Annotated in this window: 18 protein-coding genes and 1 pseudogene; 5 read left to right on the forward strand and 14 right to left on the reverse strand. The window is 72.7% G+C overall.

Annotated features, from left to right (window positions below; genetic code table 11):
• Positions 1-7: 7 nt before the first annotated feature.
• Positions 8-1,327 (reverse strand): DUF6716 putative glycosyltransferase, encoded by a 1,320-nt coding sequence (locus tag IE294_RS22170; protein ID WP_189888752.1) that lies wholly within the window; start codon positions 1,325-1,327, stop codon positions 8-10.
• A gap of 198 nt (positions 1,328-1,525) precedes the next feature.
• Between IE294_RS22170 and IE294_RS22175 the strand changes: the two genes are divergently transcribed.
• A complete protein-coding gene (locus IE294_RS22175; RefSeq protein WP_189888753.1) occupies positions 1,526-2,506 on the forward strand; it encodes a glycosyltransferase family 2 protein in 981 nt (326 codons plus the stop codon).
• Positions 2,506-3,855 carry a polysialyltransferase family glycosyltransferase gene (locus IE294_RS22180; RefSeq protein ID WP_189888755.1) on the forward strand — a complete coding sequence of 450 codons (1,350 nt, stop codon included), beginning with the start codon at positions 2,506-2,508 and terminating at the stop codon, positions 3,853-3,855. The genes IE294_RS22175 and IE294_RS22180 overlap by 1 nt, the downstream gene beginning before the upstream one ends.
• Before the next feature lie 160 nt (positions 3,856-4,015).
• Here the strand turns inward: IE294_RS22180 and IE294_RS22185 are convergent, their stop codons facing one another.
• The 3 genes from IE294_RS22185 to IE294_RS22195 all read right to left on the reverse strand — a co-directional run bounded on the left by IE294_RS22185 (position 4,016) and on the right by IE294_RS22195 (position 7,067).
• Positions 4,016-5,431, reverse strand: a complete 1,416-nt coding sequence (locus IE294_RS22185; protein ID WP_229917287.1) for a polysialyltransferase family glycosyltransferase — start codon at positions 5,429-5,431, stop codon at positions 4,016-4,018.
• Positions 5,428-6,414 (reverse strand): glycosyltransferase family 2 protein, encoded by a 987-nt coding sequence (locus tag IE294_RS22190; RefSeq protein ID WP_229917288.1) that lies wholly within the window; start codon positions 6,412-6,414, stop codon positions 5,428-5,430. The genes IE294_RS22185 and IE294_RS22190 overlap by 4 nt, the downstream gene beginning before the upstream one ends.
• Before the next feature lie 164 nt (positions 6,415-6,578).
• Positions 6,579-7,067, reverse strand: a complete 489-nt coding sequence (locus IE294_RS22195; RefSeq protein WP_189888758.1) for an RICIN domain-containing protein — start codon at positions 7,065-7,067, stop codon at positions 6,579-6,581.
• A gap of 253 nt (positions 7,068-7,320) precedes the next feature.
• On the opposite strand from IE294_RS22195, the gene IE294_RS22200 reads away from it, so the two are divergent.
• Both IE294_RS22200 and IE294_RS22205 read left to right on the forward strand, forming a co-directional pair.
• Positions 7,321-7,650 carry a hypothetical protein gene (locus IE294_RS22200; RefSeq protein WP_189888760.1) on the forward strand — a complete coding sequence of 110 codons (330 nt, stop codon included), beginning with the start codon at positions 7,321-7,323 and terminating at the stop codon, positions 7,648-7,650.
• Between the two features lie 9 nt (positions 7,651-7,659).
• On the forward strand, positions 7,660-8,433 hold the full coding sequence (locus IE294_RS22205; RefSeq protein WP_268252804.1) for a S1 family peptidase: 774 nt from the start codon (positions 7,660-7,662) through the stop codon (positions 8,431-8,433).
• Between the two features lie 25 nt (positions 8,434-8,458).
• On the opposite strand, the gene leuE is transcribed toward IE294_RS22205, so the two are convergent.
• Together leuE and IE294_RS22215 are read right to left on the reverse strand one after the other, a co-directional pair.
• The gene (gene leuE / locus IE294_RS22210; RefSeq protein WP_189888765.1) at positions 8,459-9,109 is read right to left on the reverse strand and encodes a leucine efflux protein LeuE; all 651 of its coding nucleotides are present in this window, start codon (positions 9,107-9,109) and stop codon (positions 8,459-8,461) included.
• 63 nt (positions 9,110-9,172) lie between these two features.
• Complete coding sequence (locus IE294_RS22215; RefSeq protein ID WP_189888767.1) at positions 9,173-10,765, reverse strand: acyl-CoA mutase large subunit family protein; 1,593 nt, start codon at positions 10,763-10,765, stop codon at positions 9,173-9,175.
• Between the two features lie 80 nt (positions 10,766-10,845).
• Between IE294_RS22215 and IE294_RS22220 the strand changes: the two genes are divergently transcribed.
• Positions 10,846-11,739, forward strand: a complete 894-nt coding sequence (locus tag IE294_RS22220) for a L,D-transpeptidase family protein (RefSeq protein WP_189888769.1) — start codon at positions 10,846-10,848, stop codon at positions 11,737-11,739.
• Between the two features lie 229 nt (positions 11,740-11,968).
• Here the strand turns inward: IE294_RS22220 and IE294_RS22225 are convergent, their stop codons facing one another.
• From IE294_RS22225 to IE294_RS22260, 8 genes and pseudogenes are all read right to left on the reverse strand, one after another.
• On the reverse strand, positions 11,969-13,165 hold the full coding sequence (locus IE294_RS22225; protein WP_189888771.1) for a hypothetical protein: 1,197 nt from the start codon (positions 13,163-13,165) through the stop codon (positions 11,969-11,971).
• Entirely contained in the window at positions 13,165-13,827 is a 663-nt protein-coding gene (locus IE294_RS22230; protein WP_189888773.1) for an RNA polymerase sigma factor, read from the reverse strand. The genes IE294_RS22225 and IE294_RS22230 overlap by 1 nt, the downstream gene beginning before the upstream one ends.
• 360 nt (positions 13,828-14,187) lie before the next feature.
• The gene (locus tag IE294_RS22235) at positions 14,188-15,027 is read right to left on the reverse strand and encodes a hypothetical protein (protein WP_189888775.1); all 840 of its coding nucleotides are present in this window, start codon (positions 15,025-15,027) and stop codon (positions 14,188-14,190) included.
• A gap of 529 nt (positions 15,028-15,556) precedes the next feature.
• Positions 15,557-16,174 (reverse strand): RNA polymerase sigma factor, encoded by a 618-nt coding sequence (locus tag IE294_RS22240; protein ID WP_189817779.1) that lies wholly within the window; start codon positions 16,172-16,174, stop codon positions 15,557-15,559.
• A gap of 137 nt (positions 16,175-16,311) precedes the next feature.
• Positions 16,312-16,737: a hypothetical protein gene (locus IE294_RS22245; RefSeq protein WP_229917289.1), complete on the reverse strand. Its 426-nt coding sequence runs from the start codon at positions 16,735-16,737 to the stop codon at positions 16,312-16,314.
• A gap of 131 nt (positions 16,738-16,868) precedes the next feature.
• A complete protein-coding gene (locus IE294_RS22250) occupies positions 16,869-17,342 on the reverse strand; it encodes a hypothetical protein (RefSeq protein ID WP_373315842.1) in 474 nt (157 codons plus the stop codon).
• A gap of 86 nt (positions 17,343-17,428) precedes the next feature.
• Positions 17,429-17,860: pseudogene (locus IE294_RS22255) on the reverse strand (DUF4328 domain-containing protein); the annotation flags it as partial.
• A 119-nt stretch (positions 17,861-17,979) separates the two neighbouring features.
• Entirely contained in the window at positions 17,980-19,596 is a 1,617-nt protein-coding gene (locus IE294_RS22260; RefSeq protein WP_189888777.1) for a beta-N-acetylhexosaminidase, read from the reverse strand.
• Between the last annotated feature and the right edge of the window lie 24 nt (positions 19,597-19,620).

Raw genomic sequence — 19,620 nt, forward strand, 5'->3', positions numbered from 1 at the left:
GGTGAGGTCACAGCTCGCCCATCCGCCGGATCACGGGGGCGACCCGCTGGACGCCGTGCCGGTAGGCGCCGCGCGCGGCCCGGCGCACGATCTGCCGGACGGGGCCGGGCGCCTTGTCGGCGGCGGGCGCTCCGGGCAGCGGTACGCCGTCGGGGCCGAGGTGGTGGCGGGCGAGGATGCCGGGCAGGTAGCCGGGCGCGGTCTCGGACGTGTAGTAGGGCGTGAGGGGCGGCAGCCCGCCCGGCCGGTCCAGGAGCCGGGCGATGCGCTCGCGGGCGCCGTCGAACGCCGTGTCGTAGCTTCCGTCGGCCGCGACTCCCTGCCGGGCCACCCACGCCTCGTCCGGCACGGGCCGGTGCCCGGCGTCGAGCTGGTCCCAGGAGGCGAGGCAGCCGGAACCGGTGAAGTGGTGGTTGCCGAGCACCTCGCGGACCCCGAGGTCGGTGAGGACGGCCGTCGGGACCCGGCGGTGCAGGGCCTCCAGGGCGGCCGTGGAGCTGACCGTGACCAGCAGGTCGGTGCGGTCCAGCACCTCGCCCATGTGCCCGTACACCAGGCGGAAGTTGGCCGGCGGGTCCTGGTCCTGGGCCAGCTTCTGGTACGGCAGCTCCTCGATGTGGGTGGTGTGCTCGCCGGGCTTGGAGCGCAGCTTGAGCAGCACCTCGCGTTCGGGGTGCTTGCGGGCGTGCTCGATGAGGCGGTTCAGCAGGTAGGTACGGTCCCGGCGGTTGTCCGGCACGGACGGCTGGGCCGCGAACACCACGGTGTAGGGGTCGTGTTCACCGGTGTACGGCTCGCCGCCGAGGAAGGGCAGCGCGACCTCGGTGACCGAGGAGGCGTCGGCGCCCACGCCCTCGTACACGGCCCGGAACCGGTCCGCGTCGTGGCGGGAGTTGGCGAGGACGAGGTCCGCGCCGTGCCGCAGCAGCAGCCCGTCGGTGAGCTTCTCGTAGACGACGCCCACGTAGCCGGTGACGACCACGGGGCGCTTCCCGGAGCCCCAGGCGGCGCGCAGTCCGTGCAGCATCGCCTGCACACCGCCGCCGACCAGGGCGAGCACGAGGACGTCGTACCGGTTACCGGGGTCCTCGCTCATCGCGCGCAGGAACTCGACGCCGGTGACCTCACGCAGGGAGTCGGCCTGGACGCCGACTTCCTTCAGCTGGCGGGCGGTGGGGGTGGCGCGTCCCCGCAGGAGGTAGCCGTCGAGCCGGACCTCGGCAGCCGCGGGAGTGAGGCGCTGCGCGGTGAGCGCGCCCCACTTCCACCGGGTGTCGGAGTCCGCGAGGACGGCGACCCGCAGGGACTTCGTAGCACTTGCTGGCACGTCGAAGACGCTAGGAAGCGATTCCGAGGTTCCGCCCAACCCGAACGCAACAAACGGTTAACAGCACATCGCCGAATGGCGAATCGGGACGTGGGGGCACCGGGAAAATGAGTGGTTCACGACTTGGCCGTGCACAGTTCACCTGGATTCAAGCAAGCCGTCAGGGTGCGAGCCGGGCGCGCCTCTAAGGTCGTCCGCGTGGTGAAGCTCTCGGTCATCGTGCCCTTCTACAACGTCCAGCAATACGCGTCAGACACGCTGAAGAGCCTGCGTGCGAACACGCGTGAGGACTTCGAATTCATTCTCGTCGACGACTGTTCGAGCGACGAGACACCGCGGATCCTCGCGCGCGCGGAACGCGAACTGCCCGGCGCCGTCGTGGTCGGACACGAGCGGAACGAAGGGCTGGCGACCGCGCGCAACACCGGCATCGACCGGGCGCGCGGCGAGTACCTGACGTTCCTGGACGGCGACGACTGGCTCGCCCCCGGCTACCTCCCGCAACTGGTCGGCGCCATGGACGAGTTGGGCTGCGACTTCATCCGCACCGACCATGTGCAGTGCACCGGCCGGGCCCGCTCCGTCCACCGTGTCCCGCAGGGCCGGCGCCATGTGGTGCTGAATCCCCGCGAGGCGATCCTGCCGGCCGAACGGTCCACCTCGGTCGACTACGCGTACGCGTGGGCGGGGGTGTACCACCGCCGGCTGGTCGACCGCGGACTGCTGCATTTCACCCACGGACTGCGCACGGCCGAGGACCGCCCGTGGATCTGGAAGCTGCACCGGGAGGCGGAGTCCTTCGCCGCGATCGGCCTGCTCGGCGTGTACTACCGACGCGGAGTCGCCTCGTCGCTCACTCAGATCGGCGATGTGCGCCAACTGGATTTCATTCGCGCATTCGACCAGGTGATCGAGGAAACGGCGCGGGACCGCGACGCCGACAAGCTGCTGCCGAAAGCCGTGCGCACGTATTGCGCCATCATGGCCCATCACCTCGGATCGATCGAAAGGTTCGAACCCGCCGTGGCCAGACAATTGCGTGCGCGGGGTGCGGCGGCGCTGAAGAAGCTGCCGCAGGATCTGCTGGAGCAGGTCATGGACGCGATGGACCCGCAGCGCGCCGGCCGGCTGCGGCGGCTCAGGCGCCGGCCGACGGCCGCCCGGACGGTGGCCGCCTGATGACCGGTACGACCCACATCTTCTGCGCCTCGACGCTGTACGGTGCGGCCACGCTGGCCGCCGCCCTCGACGCCGGGCTGTTCGCACCGGCCGACCGCCGGCTGCTGGTCGTCACCAACAACGCGGCCAACCCCGAGACCACCCCGGCCCTGGACCGGATGGCCGGCTTCGCGAGCATCGGCGAGCGCTTCGACGCGGTGCTGTCCTGGAACGAGACCATCGCGCCCCTGCACCCCAGCGGCTGGGGCCCGCGTGCCAACGACATCCCCCTGTGGGAGCGGTACGTACGGCTGCTGTGGGGACTCGGTGACGACCGGATCCGGCTCACCGTGGAGTCCGTGCACGTCAACCCGGCGCTGGCGCTGTGCCAGTTGTTCACCGGCGCCCCCGTCGACGTGTACGCGGACGGCCTCATAAGCTACGGCCCCACCCGGGACAAGGTCGATCCGCTGGTCGGCACGCGCATCGACCGGCTGCTCCACCTCGATCTGGTCCCCGGGCTGACTCCCCTGCTGCTCACCGAGTTCGGCGTACGCCCCGAGCTGGTGCGCACCGAGGCGTTCCTGAAGGTGGTGGACGAACTGGCCTCGGCGGCACCCGAGTTGCCGGGGGCCGGCGAGGAGGGGCCGGGGCCCGTCCTGCTGCTCGGCCAGTACCTGTGCGCGCTGGACATCCTCAGTGCCGCCGAGGAGGAGGAACTGCATCTGCGGATGGTGCGCGGCGCGGTCGCGCTCGGCCACCGCAGGCTGGTCTTCAAGCCGCACCCGGTGGCGCCCGCCCGCTGGTCCCGGCTGCTGGAGGAGGAAGCGGCCCGGCTCGGCGCCGAACTGGACGTACTGGACGTTCCGGTGCTCGCGGAGGTGGCCTTCCAGCGGCTGCGTCCCGCGCTGGTCGTCGGCTGCTTCTCCACCGCCCTGTTCACCGCGGGCTCGCTGTACGGCCTGCCCGTCGCCCGGGTCGGCACCGACACCGTCCTGGCCGGGCTCGCGCCCTATCAGAACAGCAACCGGGTCCCGGTCACCCTCGCCGACGCGCTGCTGCCCGACCTCGGCGACCAGCGGGCCGTGTCCGGCTGGTCGATGCCGTCGCGGGAGCGGGTGGCACGGCTCGCGGAGCTGCTGAAGGCGGTGGGTTTCGCGATGCAGCCGAAGATCTACCCCGAGCTGCGGGAAGCGGCCGAAAGCTATCTGGCCCAGCACCTCGACGCGCACACCTGGCGCTACTTCAAGCGCCGCCGGCTGACGGCGCTGGCCCTGCCCGGTGCGGTGCCCGCGCAACTGGCGTTCATCCCGCGCAACGCGACCGTACGCCGCCTCGCCCGGCGGGCCCGGGCGCTGGCGCGGCACTGAGTCCGCCCCCTTCCCGCGCGCCGCTCCCCGCCGGCCGGGGAGCGGCGCGTCGTGCGTGGCCCGCACGCGTGCCCGAGCGCCGGACGGGCCCCGGCCGCACGCGGACGGCGGCAGGGAGGGCGTCGTCCACGCCCTCCCTGCCGCCGTGTGCCGCGGGCGCCTACCGCTGGCGGGCGCGGATCTGCCGCACGGCCTTGCGCACGGCGGGGTGCCGGCGCAGCGCCTCGGCCCGTACCGGGCTGCCGCCCGGCAGACGGAGCATGGTCAGCCGGCGCTTCTTGAAGTACTGCGGGTGGTCCGCGAGGTGCGCGGTGAGCCAGGCGGCTGCCTCCTCGCGCAGGTCGGGGTGTTTGCGGGACTGCATGCAGTAGCCGACGGTGCGCACCAGGGCGCCCAGTTCCCCGCTCAGCGAGTCGAGCGCGAGCGGGGTGCCGATCTCGTCGCGCTCCGCGTCGGGCAGGGCCGCGTCGATGATGGTGAGCGGGACGCGGTTGCTGTTCTCGTACGGCGTGATGCGGTCCAGGAGCAGTTCCGTGCCGACGCGGGCGACCGGGATGCCGTAGAAGGCGGCAGCGGTCATCAGCGCGGTGGAGAAGCAGCCGATGACCAGGTCCGGCTTCAGGCGGGCGAAGACCGTCTCGGCGAGCACGGGTTCACTCAGGACGGTCAGCCGTACCCCGAGTTCCGCGGCGGCTGCCTCCAGCGAGGTGTTGTAGACGGCGGGTGCGCTGGGGTGGGGCTTGAAGAGGACGTCGCGGTGTCCGGCACGGGCGGCGGCGCGCAGCATGCGGACGTGGAGTTCCTCCTCCTCGTCCTGGGTGATCAGGTCGATGGCCGAGAGGTACTGGCCGAGCAGCACCGCGGTGGGCCGGTCCTCGGCGGGCAGGCGTTCGGCGAGCAGCCCGGCGCCCTCCTCGCCGATCTGGGCGAGGACGTCGACGATGGCCTCGTTCGGCACGGCTTCGGGCTGGACCCCGTACTCGGACAGGAGCATCGGCCGCAGCCCGGGTATCAGGTCGAGGTGGAGCACGCGCGCGATGCGGCTGCTCATGCCGTGCGGGATGCGGTTGCGGGTGGGGCCGTAGCTCATGAGGCCGTCCGCGTACACGTGGATCGGGCTGTCGGCGAAGATGTCGGCGACGGCGCGGGAGGGGTTGGCCTGGATGGACTCGCAGGCGATCTCGACCGGCTCGTCACCGAGGTTCCAGGCGAGGCGTACGGCCTTCTCCCACAGCAGCAGGTCCTGGCCGCGCGGCGACCAGCCGGCCGGATGGTGCGGAGAGATGAACTCGTTCCAGGAGCGCACCTCGTCGAACTCGGGGCGCAGCCGCTCGAATCCGGCCATCCGGTCCAGGGGGGTGCCGACCTCGGGCACGGCGGCGGTGTTGCTGACCACGAGGATGCGGCGGTGTTCCCCGCGCGGGCCGAAGAGCCCGGCGCGCAGGGCGGCGGTGACGGTGGCGGCGGCGTACTGGGTGGCCGAGAAGAAGATCTGCGTCGTACCGGGCCGGGACACGCCCGCGGTGGGGCCGGCCGGTGTGCCCTCGCCCGGGGCCGTGTGGTGCGTGCCGCTCATGCCGCGACTCCCTTCATGCCACCGCGTACGCGCCGCAGGACGTGTACGCGTTCCTCCCCCATGCCGACGAGGGCTTCGGCCAGTTCCTCCTCGCTCATCCGGCCCAGCGCCTCTGCGGCCAGCTGCCGCAGCTGTGCGGCGACGCTCCGCTCGAACCGGTCCCGGGCCAGGAGCTGGTGGGCGATGACGACGCAGTAGTTGCGCAGCGCCTTCTTGCGCAGCCTGCCGACCTCGGGGTCGTCGGCGAGCTCGCTGAGCACCAGGTCGAAGGAACGGAAGAAGTCCAGCTGCCGCACGTCACCGATCTGCGTCAGCGAACTGGCCACCCCGCGCCGGTAGAAGACCCCGCGCAGGCTCGCCACGGCATAGGACTCGGCCTGGCGGTGCAGCGCCCAGATCCACGGGCGGTCCTCGGCGGTGCGGAGCCCGTCGTGGAAGCGCAGCAGCCCGCGGTCCAGAAGGCGGCGGTGGTAGATGCCGGCCCAGGCGTAGGGGTAGTCGACCATCGTCGTGTCGTCGACGGGGAGGATCGAGGTGCGCGGGTCGAGCGGGGTGTGCCGGCGGCCTTCCGGTGCCCGGTGGACGGCGCGTCCGACGCCGGTGACCTGGACGTGGTCGGTGCGCACGAAGTCGACGTCGAAGCGTTCGACGGCGTCGACCAGTTCGGTCAGGTACCCGGGGGCGAGCCAGTCGTCGCCGTCCAGGAAGGTGAGGTACCGGCCCTCTGCCGCGTCGATGCCCGTGTTCCGGGCGGTGGCCAGTCCGCCGTTCTGCTCGTGCCGTATCACCCTGCTGTTCTTCAGCCGTTTCGTCAGGTGCAGCAACGCCTCGTACGTCCGGTCCTTGGTGGACCGGTCCTCGACGAATATGAACTCGAATTCGTCCTTCGCGTTGTTCACCAGACTGGTCACGGTCTCGGGGACATAGCCCTCGATATTGAAGCAGGGGACGATCACGGACAGTTTCGGTGGAAGGCTTGGCACGCGGACACCTGGGCTTTCTCCGGGGCAGGTTCCTGTGACGGTAAGAAAATCTCGGCGCCGCATTCCAACGTCGACTCGACGGACAGGTGAACTCGGGGTGACGAGATGGCCTTCCGGACAGAGCCGGGCGGACGGTGGGATCCACCGTCCGCCCGGCCGTGGTCTCAGTACCAGTACTGCTCGGCACCACCGTTGCAGGACCAGATGATGACCTTGGTGTTGTTGGCCGTGCCGCCGCCGCTCGCCGTCGACATGCACGTGCCGCTCTTGCCGTTCACCCACTCACCGGCGCTGGAGCGGTACCACTGCTGCTCGGCACCGCCGTTGCAGGTCCACTGGATGACCTCGGTGCCGTTGGCCGTGCCGCCGCCGCTCGCCGTGGACAGACACTTGCCGCTCTTGAGGTTGACCAGTTCGCCGCTGGAGTAGTAGCCCCAGTACTGCTCGTCACCACCGTTGCAGTCGTAGATGACGGCGTTCGTGCCGTTGGACGTGCTGCCCCCGCCCGACACGGAGAGGCAGCGCCCGCTCTTCCCGTTCTGCCAGGGGTAGAACGTGTCGTTCGCCCCGGCGGAGGCCGAGCCGGCGCCCAGCGACAGGGCGGCGACCGCCATCACGCCGGTCGCCACAGCAGCAAAGGACTTCTTGCGCATCTGAAGAATCCTTTCGTCCGGGAGGCAACCACTGCCCCGCCGCAGAGATCTTCTCCGTCGGACAACTGATCCGCGATCATGTTTCCGGACTTCGGAAAGGTGAACGCGAGTCGAACCCAGGACGTATCCGAGGAGTCCACCGCATTCGAACGCTGGTGCAATCCCAGCATCTCAGGGCAAAGCCACGGGAGACCTTTCTCCGACCCCTTTCAGGCACCCTGCGAACACTGGCCGAAACAACGCGACCAGGAGAATGGAAGCGAAATCCTGGAATTCATCGTTCCGCCATCACGGCGCTGCGCGCGGCTGTTCAGATCAGGCCCCGCTCACCGAAATCGGTGAGCAGAACGGAGGGTCTGGAACCAACCCCCCTGCCGCGGCACACGACGTGCCGGTGGCCGGCGGTCCGAGCGGTGACGCGGCGCAGAGGATCGCCGACCGGCTCGGCGGACAGCACACCGCCGGGATCTATCTGGATCGCGGCAAGCACCGGTTCGTGGTCACCGTCACCGACGAAAAGGCGGCGGCCGAGGTGAAGGCGGCAGGCGCGGTGCCACGGCAGGTGACATACGACACCGCCTAACTGGGCTCCATCAAGAAGCGCCTCGACGACCGCTTCAGCACCCCCAGCACGATGTGGGGTGTCGACATCCCCGCCAACCAGGTCGTGGTGCGCGCGGACAGCACGGTCGGCGAGCGGGACTTCGCGGATCTGAAGAAGTTCGTCGCGCCCTACGGAAACGCCGCCCGCGTCATCCGCATCGGCGGAAAGACGGAGAGAACGTCGTCGGCCATCAACGGGGGCGACTACATAGAGAACGGCGTGGTTTCCTGTTCGTACGGATTCACCGTGCGCAAGAAGACGGACCCGGACTACAAGGCGATTCTCACCGCCGGGCACTGCACCGACACATCGGGAACCGACTGGCGTAAATCCGACGGGACCTACATCGGGTACACCACCGGGCACAACGTGGCCGACGGAAATGACTTCGGCCTCATCCGGGCGTACAACGCGGACGTGACCTACTACGGGAACGTCGAGGCCCAGGACGGCGCGGCCCAGGACATCAGCTACTCCCGGGACAGCAAGGTCTACGAGACCGTCTGCGCCTCCGGCTACCGCAGCAAGTACTCGTGCAACATCCTGGGACTGAAGAACCAGACCATCACCTACACCGACGGCATGAAGGTGACCGGCATGGACGTGGCGGCCATCTGCCGCGACCACGGCGACAGCGGCGGGCCGCTCTTCGCCGGGGACGCCGCCCTGGGCCTGCTGTCGGGGTCCGACAACAGCGCCTGCTACAGCTACTACCAGCCGGTCAACGAGGCGCTGGCGTGGTACGGGATGGAGGTCTTCTGACCCGTCCCGCCGCCGCCCGTCCGCCCTACGCGCCGGCCAGCGTGAGCTTCACGGCGAAGCCCAGGAACAGCGCCCCGGCCGCCGACGTGGCCGTCGCGGACAGCCGCTTGCGCCGCCGGAACGCCGCGGCGAGCCGCGTGCCGCTGAATATCAGGGCGCTGAGGTACAGGAAGCTGGCCAGCTGGGCGAGGGCGCCGAGGACGACGAAGGACAGGGCCGGACAGGCGTAGCCCGGGTCGACGAACTGCACGAAGAAGGCGACGAAGAAGAGGATCGCCTTGGGGTTGAAGAGGCTGACGACGAGGGCCCGGCGGAAGGGCCGCTCGTCGGGGCCCTGGGCGGGCGCGGCCTCCTCGACGGCCCGCTCCCGCCGGGTCCGCCACATCTGCCGGGCGGCCCGCAGCATGCCGATCGCCAGCCAGCTCAGATATCCGGCGCCGGCGTACTTCACGATCCCGAACAGCAGCGCGTTCCCCTGGAGCAGCGAGGCGACCCCGGCGGCGGACAGCGTCATCAGCACGGTGTCCCCGCACCACACACCGGCCGCGGCCGTGTAACCCGCCCGCACCCCGCGGCGGGCGGCCACGGAAAGGACGTAGAGGGAGTTGGGGCCTGGCAGCAGCACGATCAGGATCAGGCCCGCGAGATAGGTGGGGAGGTCGATGACGCCGAACATGGAGGGAGTGTCGCACGCGGGTACGACACTCGGTCCTCCGTGTCCAGGACGGCGCCCACGGGTTCAGAAGGTGTCACTCGGTACGTGGCTCCCCCAGACCTCGCGGAGCGCGCCGCAGACCTCCCCCACCGTCGCCCGCGCCCGCAGCGCCTCCTTCATCGGGTAGAGGACGTTGTCCTCGCCCTCCGCCGCCTTCCGCAGCGCGTCCAGTGCCGTGGTCACCGCGGCCCGGTCGCGTTCGGCCCGCAGCCGGGCCAGGCGCCCGGCCTGGCGCGCCTCGATCGCCGGGTCCACCCGCAGCGGCTCGTACGGTTCCTCCTCGTCCAGCCGGAAGCGGTTGACCCCGACCACCACCCGGTCACCGGAGTCGGTCTCCTGCGCGATGCGGTACGCGTTCTGCTCGATCTCGGACTTCTGGAAGCCCCGCTCGATCGCGGCGACCGCCCCGCCCAGGTCCTCCACCCTGCGCATCAGGTCGACGGCCGCCTCCTCCACGTCGTCCGTCATCCGCTCGACCGCGTAGGAACCGGCGAACGGGTCCACCGTCGCCGGGACGTCCGTCTCGTGCGCCAGCACCTGCTGCGTCCGCAGGGCCAGCCGCGCGCTCTTGTCCGTCGGCAGCGCGATGGCCTCGTCGAAGGAGTTGGTGTGCAGGGACTGCGTGCCGCCGAGGACCGCCGCCAGGGCCTGGACGGCGACCCGGACCAGGTTCACCTCCGGCTGCTGGGCCGTCAGCTGGACCCCCGCCGTCTGGGTGTGGAAGCGCAGCATCAGCGACTTGGGGTTCCGCGCGCCGAACTCCTCCCTCATCACCCGTGCCCAGATCCTGCGCGCCGCGCGGAACTTGGCGACCTCCTCCAGCAGCGTCGTACGGGCCACGAAGAAGAACGACAGGCGCGGGGCGAAGTCGTCCACGTCCATGCCGGCCGCCACCGCCGTACGGACGTACTCGATGCCGTCGGCGAGGGTGAACGCGATCTCCTGCACCGGGGACGCGCCCGCCTCGGCCATGTGGTAGCCGGAGATCGAGATCGTGTTCCACTTCGGGATCTCGGCGGTGCAGTACCGGAAGATGTCCGCGGTCAGCCGCAGGGACGGCTTCGGCGGGAAGATGTACGTGCCCCGGGCGATGTACTCCTTCAGGACGTCGTTCTGGATCGTGCCCGTCAGCCGGTCCGCGGCCGCCCCCTGCTCCTCCGCCACCAGCTGGTACAGGAGCAGGAGCAGCGCGGCGGGCGCGTTGATCGTCATGGACGTCGAGACCTGGTCCAGCGGGATGCCGTCGAAGAGCACCCGCATGTCCTCGACGGAGTCGATCGCCACGCCCACCTTGCCGACCTCGCCGTGCGCGAGGGGCGCGTCGGAGTCGTGGCCCATCTGGGTGGGCAGGTCGAAGGCGACGGACAGGCCGGTGGTGCCGTGGGCGATGAGCTGCCGGTAGCGGGCGTTGGACTCCGCCGCCGTGCCGAAGCCCGCGTACTGGCGCATGGTCCAGGGGCGGCCGGTGTACATGGTCGGGTAGACCCCGCGGGTGAACGGGTACGCGCCCGGTTCGCCCAGTTTCCGGGCCGGGTCCCAGCCGGTCAGGCCGGCCGGCCCGTAGACCGGCTCGATGGGCAGGCCCGACTCCGACTGTCGTGCCGACTGCTGTGCCATCGCTGCCTCCGCGCGGTAGACGGGTACTCCTCACCATGCCCCGTAGTTCGGCGGCGGTCACGCGGGGAAGCATCCCGGGCATGAGGATCCCGGGGAGACCTGCCGCTCTGCTCGCCTCGGCCGCCGCACTCGCCGCGCTCTGCGGGTGCACCGTGCAGCCGGCGGGCGCCGATGGGAAACAAGGCCTGCCGGTGCATGGGGAACTGCCGGGCAGCCCAGATCCCGGCACCACCCGGAGCGGTCCGGGGCCCGGCGTCACCCGTACGGCACCGGCCGCCCCGCCGACGGGCACGCCGACCGCCCCGCCGAGTGCCACTCCCGCCGTGCCCGCCGTGCCCGCGCCACGGGTGCTGTGGTCGCGCGGGGACAACGGTCCGGCCGTGCGGGAACTCCAGGCGCGGCTGCGCCAGGTGGCCTGGCTGGCCGTGGGGCCGACCGGGTCGTACGACGGCCCGACCGAGCAGGCCGTCAAGGGCTTCCAGGGCAAGCGCGGACTGCCCCGGACCGGCGCGACGGACGCCGTCACCTGGCAGCGGCTGGTGGCCATGACCCGTCCGCCGGGCAGGGGTGAGCTGTATCCGGGGGCCGCTCGGCCGGCCGCCGCGGCGGATCCGCGCTGTCTGACCGGGCGGGTGCTGTGCATCAGCAAGACCAGCCGGACCCTGCGCTGGATGGTCGGCGGACGGACCCTGTCCACGATGGCGGTGCGGTTCGGCGCGCAGTACACCCCGACCCGCGAAGGGGTGTTCACCGTCTACTGGAAGTCACGGCACCATGTGTCGACCCTCTACCACTCGCCGATGCCGTACGCGATGTTCTTCAGCGGTGGCCAGGCGGTCCACTACTCGTACGACTTCGCGGCGCGCGGCTACGCGGGCGGTTCCCACGGATGCGTCAACGTCCGGGACGAGACGGCGATCGCCCGGCTCTTCGCGCAGGTGAGGATCGGCGACAAGGTCGTCGTGTCCTGGTGAGAAGCCCTGCCGAGGGCTGTGCGTTGCGGGGCGCGGGCGGGACCGGGGGAACGTGTCCCGCCCGCGCCAGGTGCACGAGCCGCGGGTACGGGGGGAACCCCGGCTCCGTGCGACGGCCGATGACCAGTCGGCTCACTCATTACTGCGTCCCGGGCTCCAGAAACGTCACACCTCGCGCCGAAAAACTTTCGGTGACCGCAAAGGTGCAGCTCAGAGTGGGTTACGTCGATCAGAGCGCGGTGTACGTCGGAGTCGGTGACGGGGTCGGGGAGCCGTTGCCGGGTGTGCCGCGGTGCGCGGGCGCGAAGGCCGAGGGAGCGGGGTCGGCGCCACCGTGCTGCCGATCGCCGCCCTTGCCGTTGCCTTCTCCGCTGTCCTTGTCTCCGCCCTTGCCGTTGCCGCCGCCGTTGCCCTTGCCGTTCTCTCCGCCGTTGCCGTTGCCCTTGCCGTTGCCGTTGCCGCCGGCCTTACCGCTGCCCTTGCCGCCGGCCGGGTCGGCAGGGCCGTCGTCGCCGCCGCCCTTGCCGTTGTCCTTGCCGTTGCCCTTGCCCCCGCCGTTGCCGTTGTCCGAGCCCTGGCCGGTGGTCTTCTCGCCGCTGCCGCCGCTGTTCGCGCCGCCCGTGCCGCCGGAGGCGGAGTCGCCGGTGCCCAGCAGCACCTTGCAGTACGTGGTCACCCGGCCGGGGCCGCCCGCCAGGTGTTCCAGCGCGCGCCGGCGGCCGGCGTCCAGGTCCTTGCCGTCCCGCAGCGCACGGCAGGCCGCGGTGGCGCCCAGCCACCCGGTGCCGGACGTCGCGGAGGGGGCACCGGTGCCGTCGTCCGTCCCCGCGGCCTCGTCATCGGTACCGCCGCGATGCCCACGCGTACCGCCGTCCGGTGCGCCGGTGCCCGTCCCGCCGCCCGGTGCGGACGGTGAGGTGAGCGGCTGTCCGGTGGTCGTGTCGGGGGAGACGGAGGTGGCCGGGCGGGGGTGATCGTCACCGAACGGCGTGGGCAGCACTCCGGTGCCGGCGGCCACGGCGACCCCGCCGAGCGTGCCCGCGGCCACCGCCGCGGCGAGGGCCAGGCGCACCGGGCGGCCCCAGCGGGGGCGCCGGGTACGGGTTCCGGTACGGGCCGGGGCACCGATGCGGACCAGGCCGGCGTCGGCGCCGCGTGCCGGGGTGCGGGGGGCGGTGGAGGCGTGCGCGGCGGCGGTGCGCTCCGCCTCGGCGGCCTCGCGGGCCTTGCGGAACGCGGCCAGGGCGGCCTGCTCGCCGGGGAGTTCACCGGGGGCGGAAGCCGCCTCCGCGGACAGCGCGCCGAGCGCCCGGGAGAGACGTTCGGCCTGGTCACGGGCGGAGGGGTCGACGGCTTCCAGTGACTCACCGCGCAGCAGGCGTTCCGCCGTCTCACGGTTCAGCCACTTGTACTGCTCGTCGGCCATCACATGTCCTTCTGCGTCCGCGCACGCGTATGCGTCACAGTTGCGGACGTCACCGCGCCTCGGCGCGGTTCTCTTGGCAGCGGGAGCGCGTCCAGTCCGCCCGCCGATTCCGGATCGGCGCCGATCAGCTCCGCGAGGCGCTTCAGGCCGCGGTGCGCGGCGGTACGGACGGCGCCCGCGCGTTTGCCGAGGGTCTCGGCGGCGGTCTTGGCGTCCAGGCCCACGACCACGCGCAGGACGACCGCCTCGGCCTGGTCCTGCGGGAGCCGGGCGATCAGGGAGAGGGTGCTGTCGGTGGCCAGGGCCTCGATGGCCTCACCGGCCGTGTCGGACTCGGCGGCGCGGCCGGTCAGCTCGGTCTCGTCGCCGCCTATGGCGGGGCGCCGGCCCCGCATGCGTATGTGGTCCAGGGCGCGGTTGCGGGCGATCCGGGCGGCCCAGCCGCGGAACCGGTCGGCGTCACCGCTGAAGCGGTGCAGGTCGCGGGCGATCTGGAGCCATGCCTCGGATGCGACGTCCTCGGCGTCGAGGTCGCCGACCAGGGTGCGGACGTATCCGAGCAGGCGCGGGTGCACCGCGCGGTACACCGTACGGAACGCGGTCTCGTCCCCGTCCTGTGCCGCACGCACCGCGGCGGTCAGCTCCGCGTCGTCCCCCAGCACCGTACTCCCTTTACGCCTGTCTTCGGTCGGCGCGAAAGGCACGTTACGGCGTGAGACCGCTGCCGTCCATGTCTGTAGAAGATGCAACTAACTCGTGACCGGGTCCGGATGTGCGCAGTGTGAGGTCGGGACGGGGTCGCGATGTGGCCGCGCTGTGGCGAGGTGTGACAGAAACCGCACCCACGGCGCTGAAGGGAGTACGGGCCGCGCGCGGCCCGTCCGCGCGACGGCCGGGGCCTCTCCTGTGGGGGGTGGCGGCCCCGGCCGTTGCCTCGGTTCCAGCGCTCCGGCCCCGGCGGCTCGGCTGTCCGACGCCACGCCGACCACTCCGTGCCGCGCGGTCCGCCTCTCCGGAACTGATCACCGACGGGATGTCCGGGGCCTGCCGCCGGAGGAGTCACCGCCGGCCGCCTTGCCGCCGGTCGGGTTCCCTTCGGCCGCGTTGTCCGCGCCCGCGCTCCCCTGGCTGCCGCCGCCCTTGCCCTCCCCGTTCCCGGTGTTGCCGTTTTTGCTTGAGTTGCTGGAGTTGCCGGAGTTGCCGGACGTGCTCGCGGTGTCGGCGTTCCCGCCCTGCCTCTGCTCCAGCCGGGCGGCGCAGTAGGCGGCGACCTTCTCCGGTCCTCCCGCCGCCGTGACGAGCCGCTGCCAGGCCGTCGCCTCCAGGGCACCGCCGCGGTCCCCGGCCCTGGCGTAGGCACGGCAGTGGGCGAAGGTGTCCTGGGCGGTGGCCGGCCGGCCGGGGCGGTCCGCGGGCGCGGTGTCCGAGGGCCCGGCCGCCGTGCCGGCGGCCGAGACGGGCGGAGTGCTCGCCGCCGGCCGCGTGGACCGTGGCGATCGGCTCCGGTCGTCGGCGTGCGTGCCGGGGCCGGCGGAGCCGATGGCCGCGACGGCGACTCCGCCCAGCGTGAGGCTCGCCAGCGCGACCGAGAGGGTGGTCCGCAGCGAGCGGCGGGCGGGTGCCGGCCGTCCGGGCCGCCAGTCGTCCCGGGCGCGGGTCCGCGCGTCGTGCGCTCCCGCGTCGCGCGCGGCCCGGAAGGCGGCGACGGCGCTGCGCTCGGCGTCGCCGCCGTCGGCGCGCAGCGCGGCGGCGAGCCGTGTCTCCAGCCCGGAGGTGTCGGCCGGGTCCGGCGTGGCGACGGTACCGCCGGGGTACGCACGCCGACGACCGGTCAGCCCGCCGCCGCTGTGCCGTTCACCCATGCCCGTTCCCGCCCTCACCCGGTCCACCCGGAACTCCGTACGCCGATCCACCCGCACCCACTGGCCTGAACCCCGGGCGCCCACACCTGCCGACCGCCACAGCCACGCGCCCACACCTACCGACCATCACAAACCCGCGCCCGTAGCGCCGACCGCGACAGCCCCGCGCCCGAAGCAACGGACCACCAAGCCGTACGCCCCACGACCACCGGCCATGACGGTCCCGGCCCGGAGCCACCGGCCACCCCGGGCCCGTGAGTCCCCGCACCCAAGGCCCCACAGGCGCCGGAAGCCCAGCCCCCGAACGCCCTGGAGCCGAGCCGCGAACGCGTCCGGGGAGCGAAGGCCATACACGCCCGCCCCGGACCTCGCACTCCGCCGAAGCCCAACCGAACACCCGAGGCCAAGGCCCCAACGACCCTGCGGCCACGACCCCGACGCCCACGTGCCCGCCCCCGGCGCCGCTGCCGGCAACGTCCGAGGAGCCGACGCCCGCCCCTGTGGATACGTCCCACACCCGCCGGCGCGTTCACCCCGGCTCACCCCGCGGCGGCGTATCCGTGTCCCTCGCACCGTCCGTGCCCAGTTGGCGGGCCAGGCGCCGCAGGCCCCGGTACGCGGCCGTGCGGACGGCGCCGGGGCGTTTGCCGAGGACGCGGGCCGCGGCCGGGCCGTCGAGGCCGACGACCACCCGCAGCAGCACCGCCTCGGCCTGGTCCCGGGGCAGCGCGCGGACCAGTTCCAGCGCGCGTGCGGTGGAGAGCGACTCCAGGGCCTGGTCGTGGGTGCTGTGCCGGCCGGGCAGCTCCAGGGCGTCCTGCTCCAGCAGCGCCGCCCGGGGCCGTACCCGCTGCCGGCGCAGATGGTCCAGCGCGCGGTGCCGGGCGATGGTCGCGGTCCAGCCGCGGAAGCCCGCGCCGTCGCCCCGGAACCGGCCGAGGTCGCGCGCGATCTCCAGCCAGGCCTCGGAGGCGACGTCCTCCGCGTCCTCGCCGACCAGCCCCCGCAGGTAGCCCAGCAGGCCGGGCTGCACGATCCGGTAGGCCACCGCGAACGCGGTCTCGTCGCCGTCCTGGGCCCGCGCGACGGCCGCGCCCAGCTCCCCGTCCCGCGGCTGCGGGCGGCGGGGTTCCCCTCCCTGGCCCAAGACCGTCCTCGTTCGTGCCGAGTTCCTGGCCACTGCGTGGCGCTTGCCTCACGGTGCGACACGCTCCGGCCGTGTCCCCGCCCTTCACGATCATCAGCGTCGGCCCCGACGGAAGTGTCACAGCCGGGCCGGACCGGTCAGCCGGGGGCGGTCGCGTCCCGGCACAGCAGCCGCAGCGAGCCGTGGCCGCCGTAGCAGCGGCGGGCCTCGTCGAGGGGGTCCCACATCCGGCCGTCGGGGGTGCGCAGCCAGTGCTCGCCGCCGGTCGCCCACCACTCGGCACCGGTCTGCCGGACGATCACCTCGCCGGCGTAGGCGCCGAAGCCGCGCAGCGCGCCCTCGACGGCCTCGTACGGCGGCCCCTCGCGCCGTATCTCCTCGATCATCCGGTCCACCCGCCACAGGCTCTGGGCCGAGTAGTCGAGCCGTACCCGCGCGCCCTCGCGCATGGTCGCCACCGCGTCCGCCGCCCACCGCACGGGCTTGGCCGCGGCACTCGGCCTGGTCTCCTGCCGTGCTGCCTGGGACGGGGCTGCCGCCTGAGCTGTCACATGAGTCGTCACTTGGGCTGTCACATAGGGAAGAGCGAGCCGGGGCGGAGTTCCGTCACTGTCGTTGGAAACGTTTCTCCCGACGTTCCGCCAACCGTCGCAGGACCGTCCCACGTCCGCCGCACGAGGATCACAGGCTCCCCTCACGCCCCCGGTTCGGCAACGCCGCGCGCCCGGCGCGAGACCACCGCGCGCAGCACCCGTCGGCCCTCCACCGACACCTCCAGCGCCCGGCGCAGCCCCTGCGCGCCGTGCCCCGCGAGGAGTTCCAGCACGGCGGCCTGGCGGCGCAGCTCGGCGGCGACGAGCGGCGGCAGGTCCGCCGGGTCGCCCGCGCGCCCGGCGGCGATGCCGTCCGGGGCCGGGCCGCCGAGCTGCGGCGGGGTCGAGCAGCCCGTGGACGCGCAGCGAGGCGACCGAGCAGGCGTCGGCCCAGGGCCGTACCGCGTCGGCGGTGCGTTCGGCCGGGGCCGACTCCGGCAGGCGCCGGGTGAGCCGCGCGACCTCGGCGTCGGCGGGGTCAGCGGGGCCGAGCGCGGTGCGGGCCAGGGCCAGGCCGGCGGACCAGTCGGAGCCGTCGGCGAGGCGGGCCCGCAGTGGGCGCAGCAGCTCGTCATCGCCCCCGAGCACTTCCCCTTACTGCGCGCGACGGCGCGGGAGTGTCACAGCAGAGGAATTCCAGCCAAAGGCGACAGCGGCGGGGTCAGCCGAGGACGGGGGCCGGCACCTCGCCCGAGAGCACCGTGCGCTCCTGCATACGGGTCAGCCGGACGACCACCACGATGGCGAGGACGGCCGCCGCGATGTCGATTCCGTCGGAGAACAGCACCACCCGGGCGGCGTCGCGCAGTTCGGCCGCCGTCTCGGCGTTCCGGGACGTGGTGTACGCGTACCGGCCCGCGAGGAGGCTGACGATCCACAGCGTCCACCAGGCGTTGACCGGTGTGTGCCCGGACCGCGCGCCCCAGGGGGCGCCGGCGTCCCAGCCGTCGGCGACGATCCGACGCCCGCCGATCGTCCAGCCGCGCCTCATCCGGTGCCGGGAGGCGTCGAACACCTCGGCGTTCACCCGGACCCGCCACAGCCGGCACGGGTAGACGACCATCGTGGCGACCAGCGCGACCGTCTGGGAGACGCCGGCCGTCGCCGGTGACGTCGAGTTCCAGAGGCGCGGCCACTGGTACGGCCGCGCGCGTCACGAGGACGCGCGCGGACACCGGACATATGGTCGGACGCCACCGCGCGTCCACCCGGTTACCGGTCCAGCCGGTCCGCCAGCCCGCGGAAGTCGGCCCAGGACAGTGCGGGCGTGCGCGGGTCCCACAGCTTCTGCGCGGTGGCCCGCAGCGGCATCCGGATGCCGGCGGCGACCTGTGCCTGCGTCTGCGCGTTCGGGAAGTCGGACCAGACCGCGAAGGAGCCGCCGAGGATCTGCCCGTCGTAGCGCTCCGGCACGGCGGTCGTGCCGCGCAGCACGCGCGGGTTCCACTGCTCGTAGATCCGCTGTCCGGTCGGGTAGACGAAGGTCTGCGGCTGCCCGAGCACGTAGTAGAGGAACTCGTCGTTGTAGTTGAGCACCTTCCGCCCCGCGCTCAGGTACTCCACGGGCTGCCGGGCGCCGATCTCCTTGCCGGTCCAGTAGGCGACCTGGATGTCCGGGTCGGGCCGCACGGAGGTGCCGCGGTAGAAGCCGTCGTTCCAGGCGCGGACGGTCCGGTCGTGGGCGCGGACGGTGGCGGCGCGGTCGCCCAGCCAGCCGGTGGCGAGGTCGGCGACGGTCGCGCCGGCGCCGAAGGCCCGCCGGGCGGCGGCGGCCAGTTGCGGGTACGACGCCTGCGGGTCCCTGACGGTCAGGGCCTGGTACTCGTCCCCGCCCAGGTGCCACTGGCCGCCGGTGAACAGCCCGGCGTACTCGTCGAGCAGGTCGTCGACGATCTTCGCGGAGGCGTCCTCGGAGATGTCGACGGCACCCCGCGTCGGCACGCCACTCGCGTTGCGCAGCTGGAGGTCCGGGTGGGCGGCGATGACGGCGCCCAGGTGCCCCGGCGAGTCGATCTCGGGCACGACGGTGATGTGCCGGCTGTCCGCCAGCGCGACGATCTTCCTGACCTGGGCCTTGGTCAGGTGGTCCTTGGAGACGATCTCGGGGTGGCTGTCGGACTCGATCCGGAAGGCCTGGTCGTCGGAGAAGTGCAGGCCCAGCTCATTGAACTTCAGGTCCCCCAGCTCGCGTATCCGGTCCTCGATCCAGGTCTCGCCGTACGGCTTGCGCGCGATGTCCAGCATGAACCCGCGCACCGGCTTGGCGGGCTCGTCCCGCACGACGCCCTCGGGTGCCGTACCGCCGCCGTGGACCTCCTGCTTCAGGGTGCGGGTGCCGTAGAAGACGCCGGCCTCACCGGGTCCGCTGATGTCGACGCGCCCGTTGCGGACGGTCATGGTGTACGACTCCTCGTTCCCGCCCCCGCCGCCGAGCGCCAGCCGTACGTCGCCCGCCCGCACGTCGTCCTTCTCCCCCGCGTAGCGCAGTCCCAGCTCCCCGGCTATGAGCCGCCCCTCGTCGGCCAGCTCCGGGTCGCTCACCACCACCCGCCCGCCCGGCCGCGGTGTCCAGCCGGGGCCGCGCGCCGGGGTGTGCGAGCGCACCGCGGGTATCGTGCGCGGCGCCCGCGACAGCGGATAGGAGCGGCTCGGGCCGGGGCTCGCCGACGGTGTGGAGCCGGTGCCGGCCGCCCGGCCGGACGACGACTGCCGCGCGCTCGCGTCCGGCTGTCCGCCGCCCCCGTCCGAGGCGGCCCATACACCGACGCCCGTGCCGAGCGCGATGGTCCCGGCGAACGCGGCGGCCACCACCGCCCGCTTCCGTCTCACCTGCCGCGCCGGGCCCCGGCGCCT

This window comes from Streptomyces canarius (genome assembly GCF_014650735.1).
GTDB lineage: Bacteria > Actinomycetota > Actinomycetes > Streptomycetales > Streptomycetaceae > Streptomyces > Streptomyces olivaceoviridis.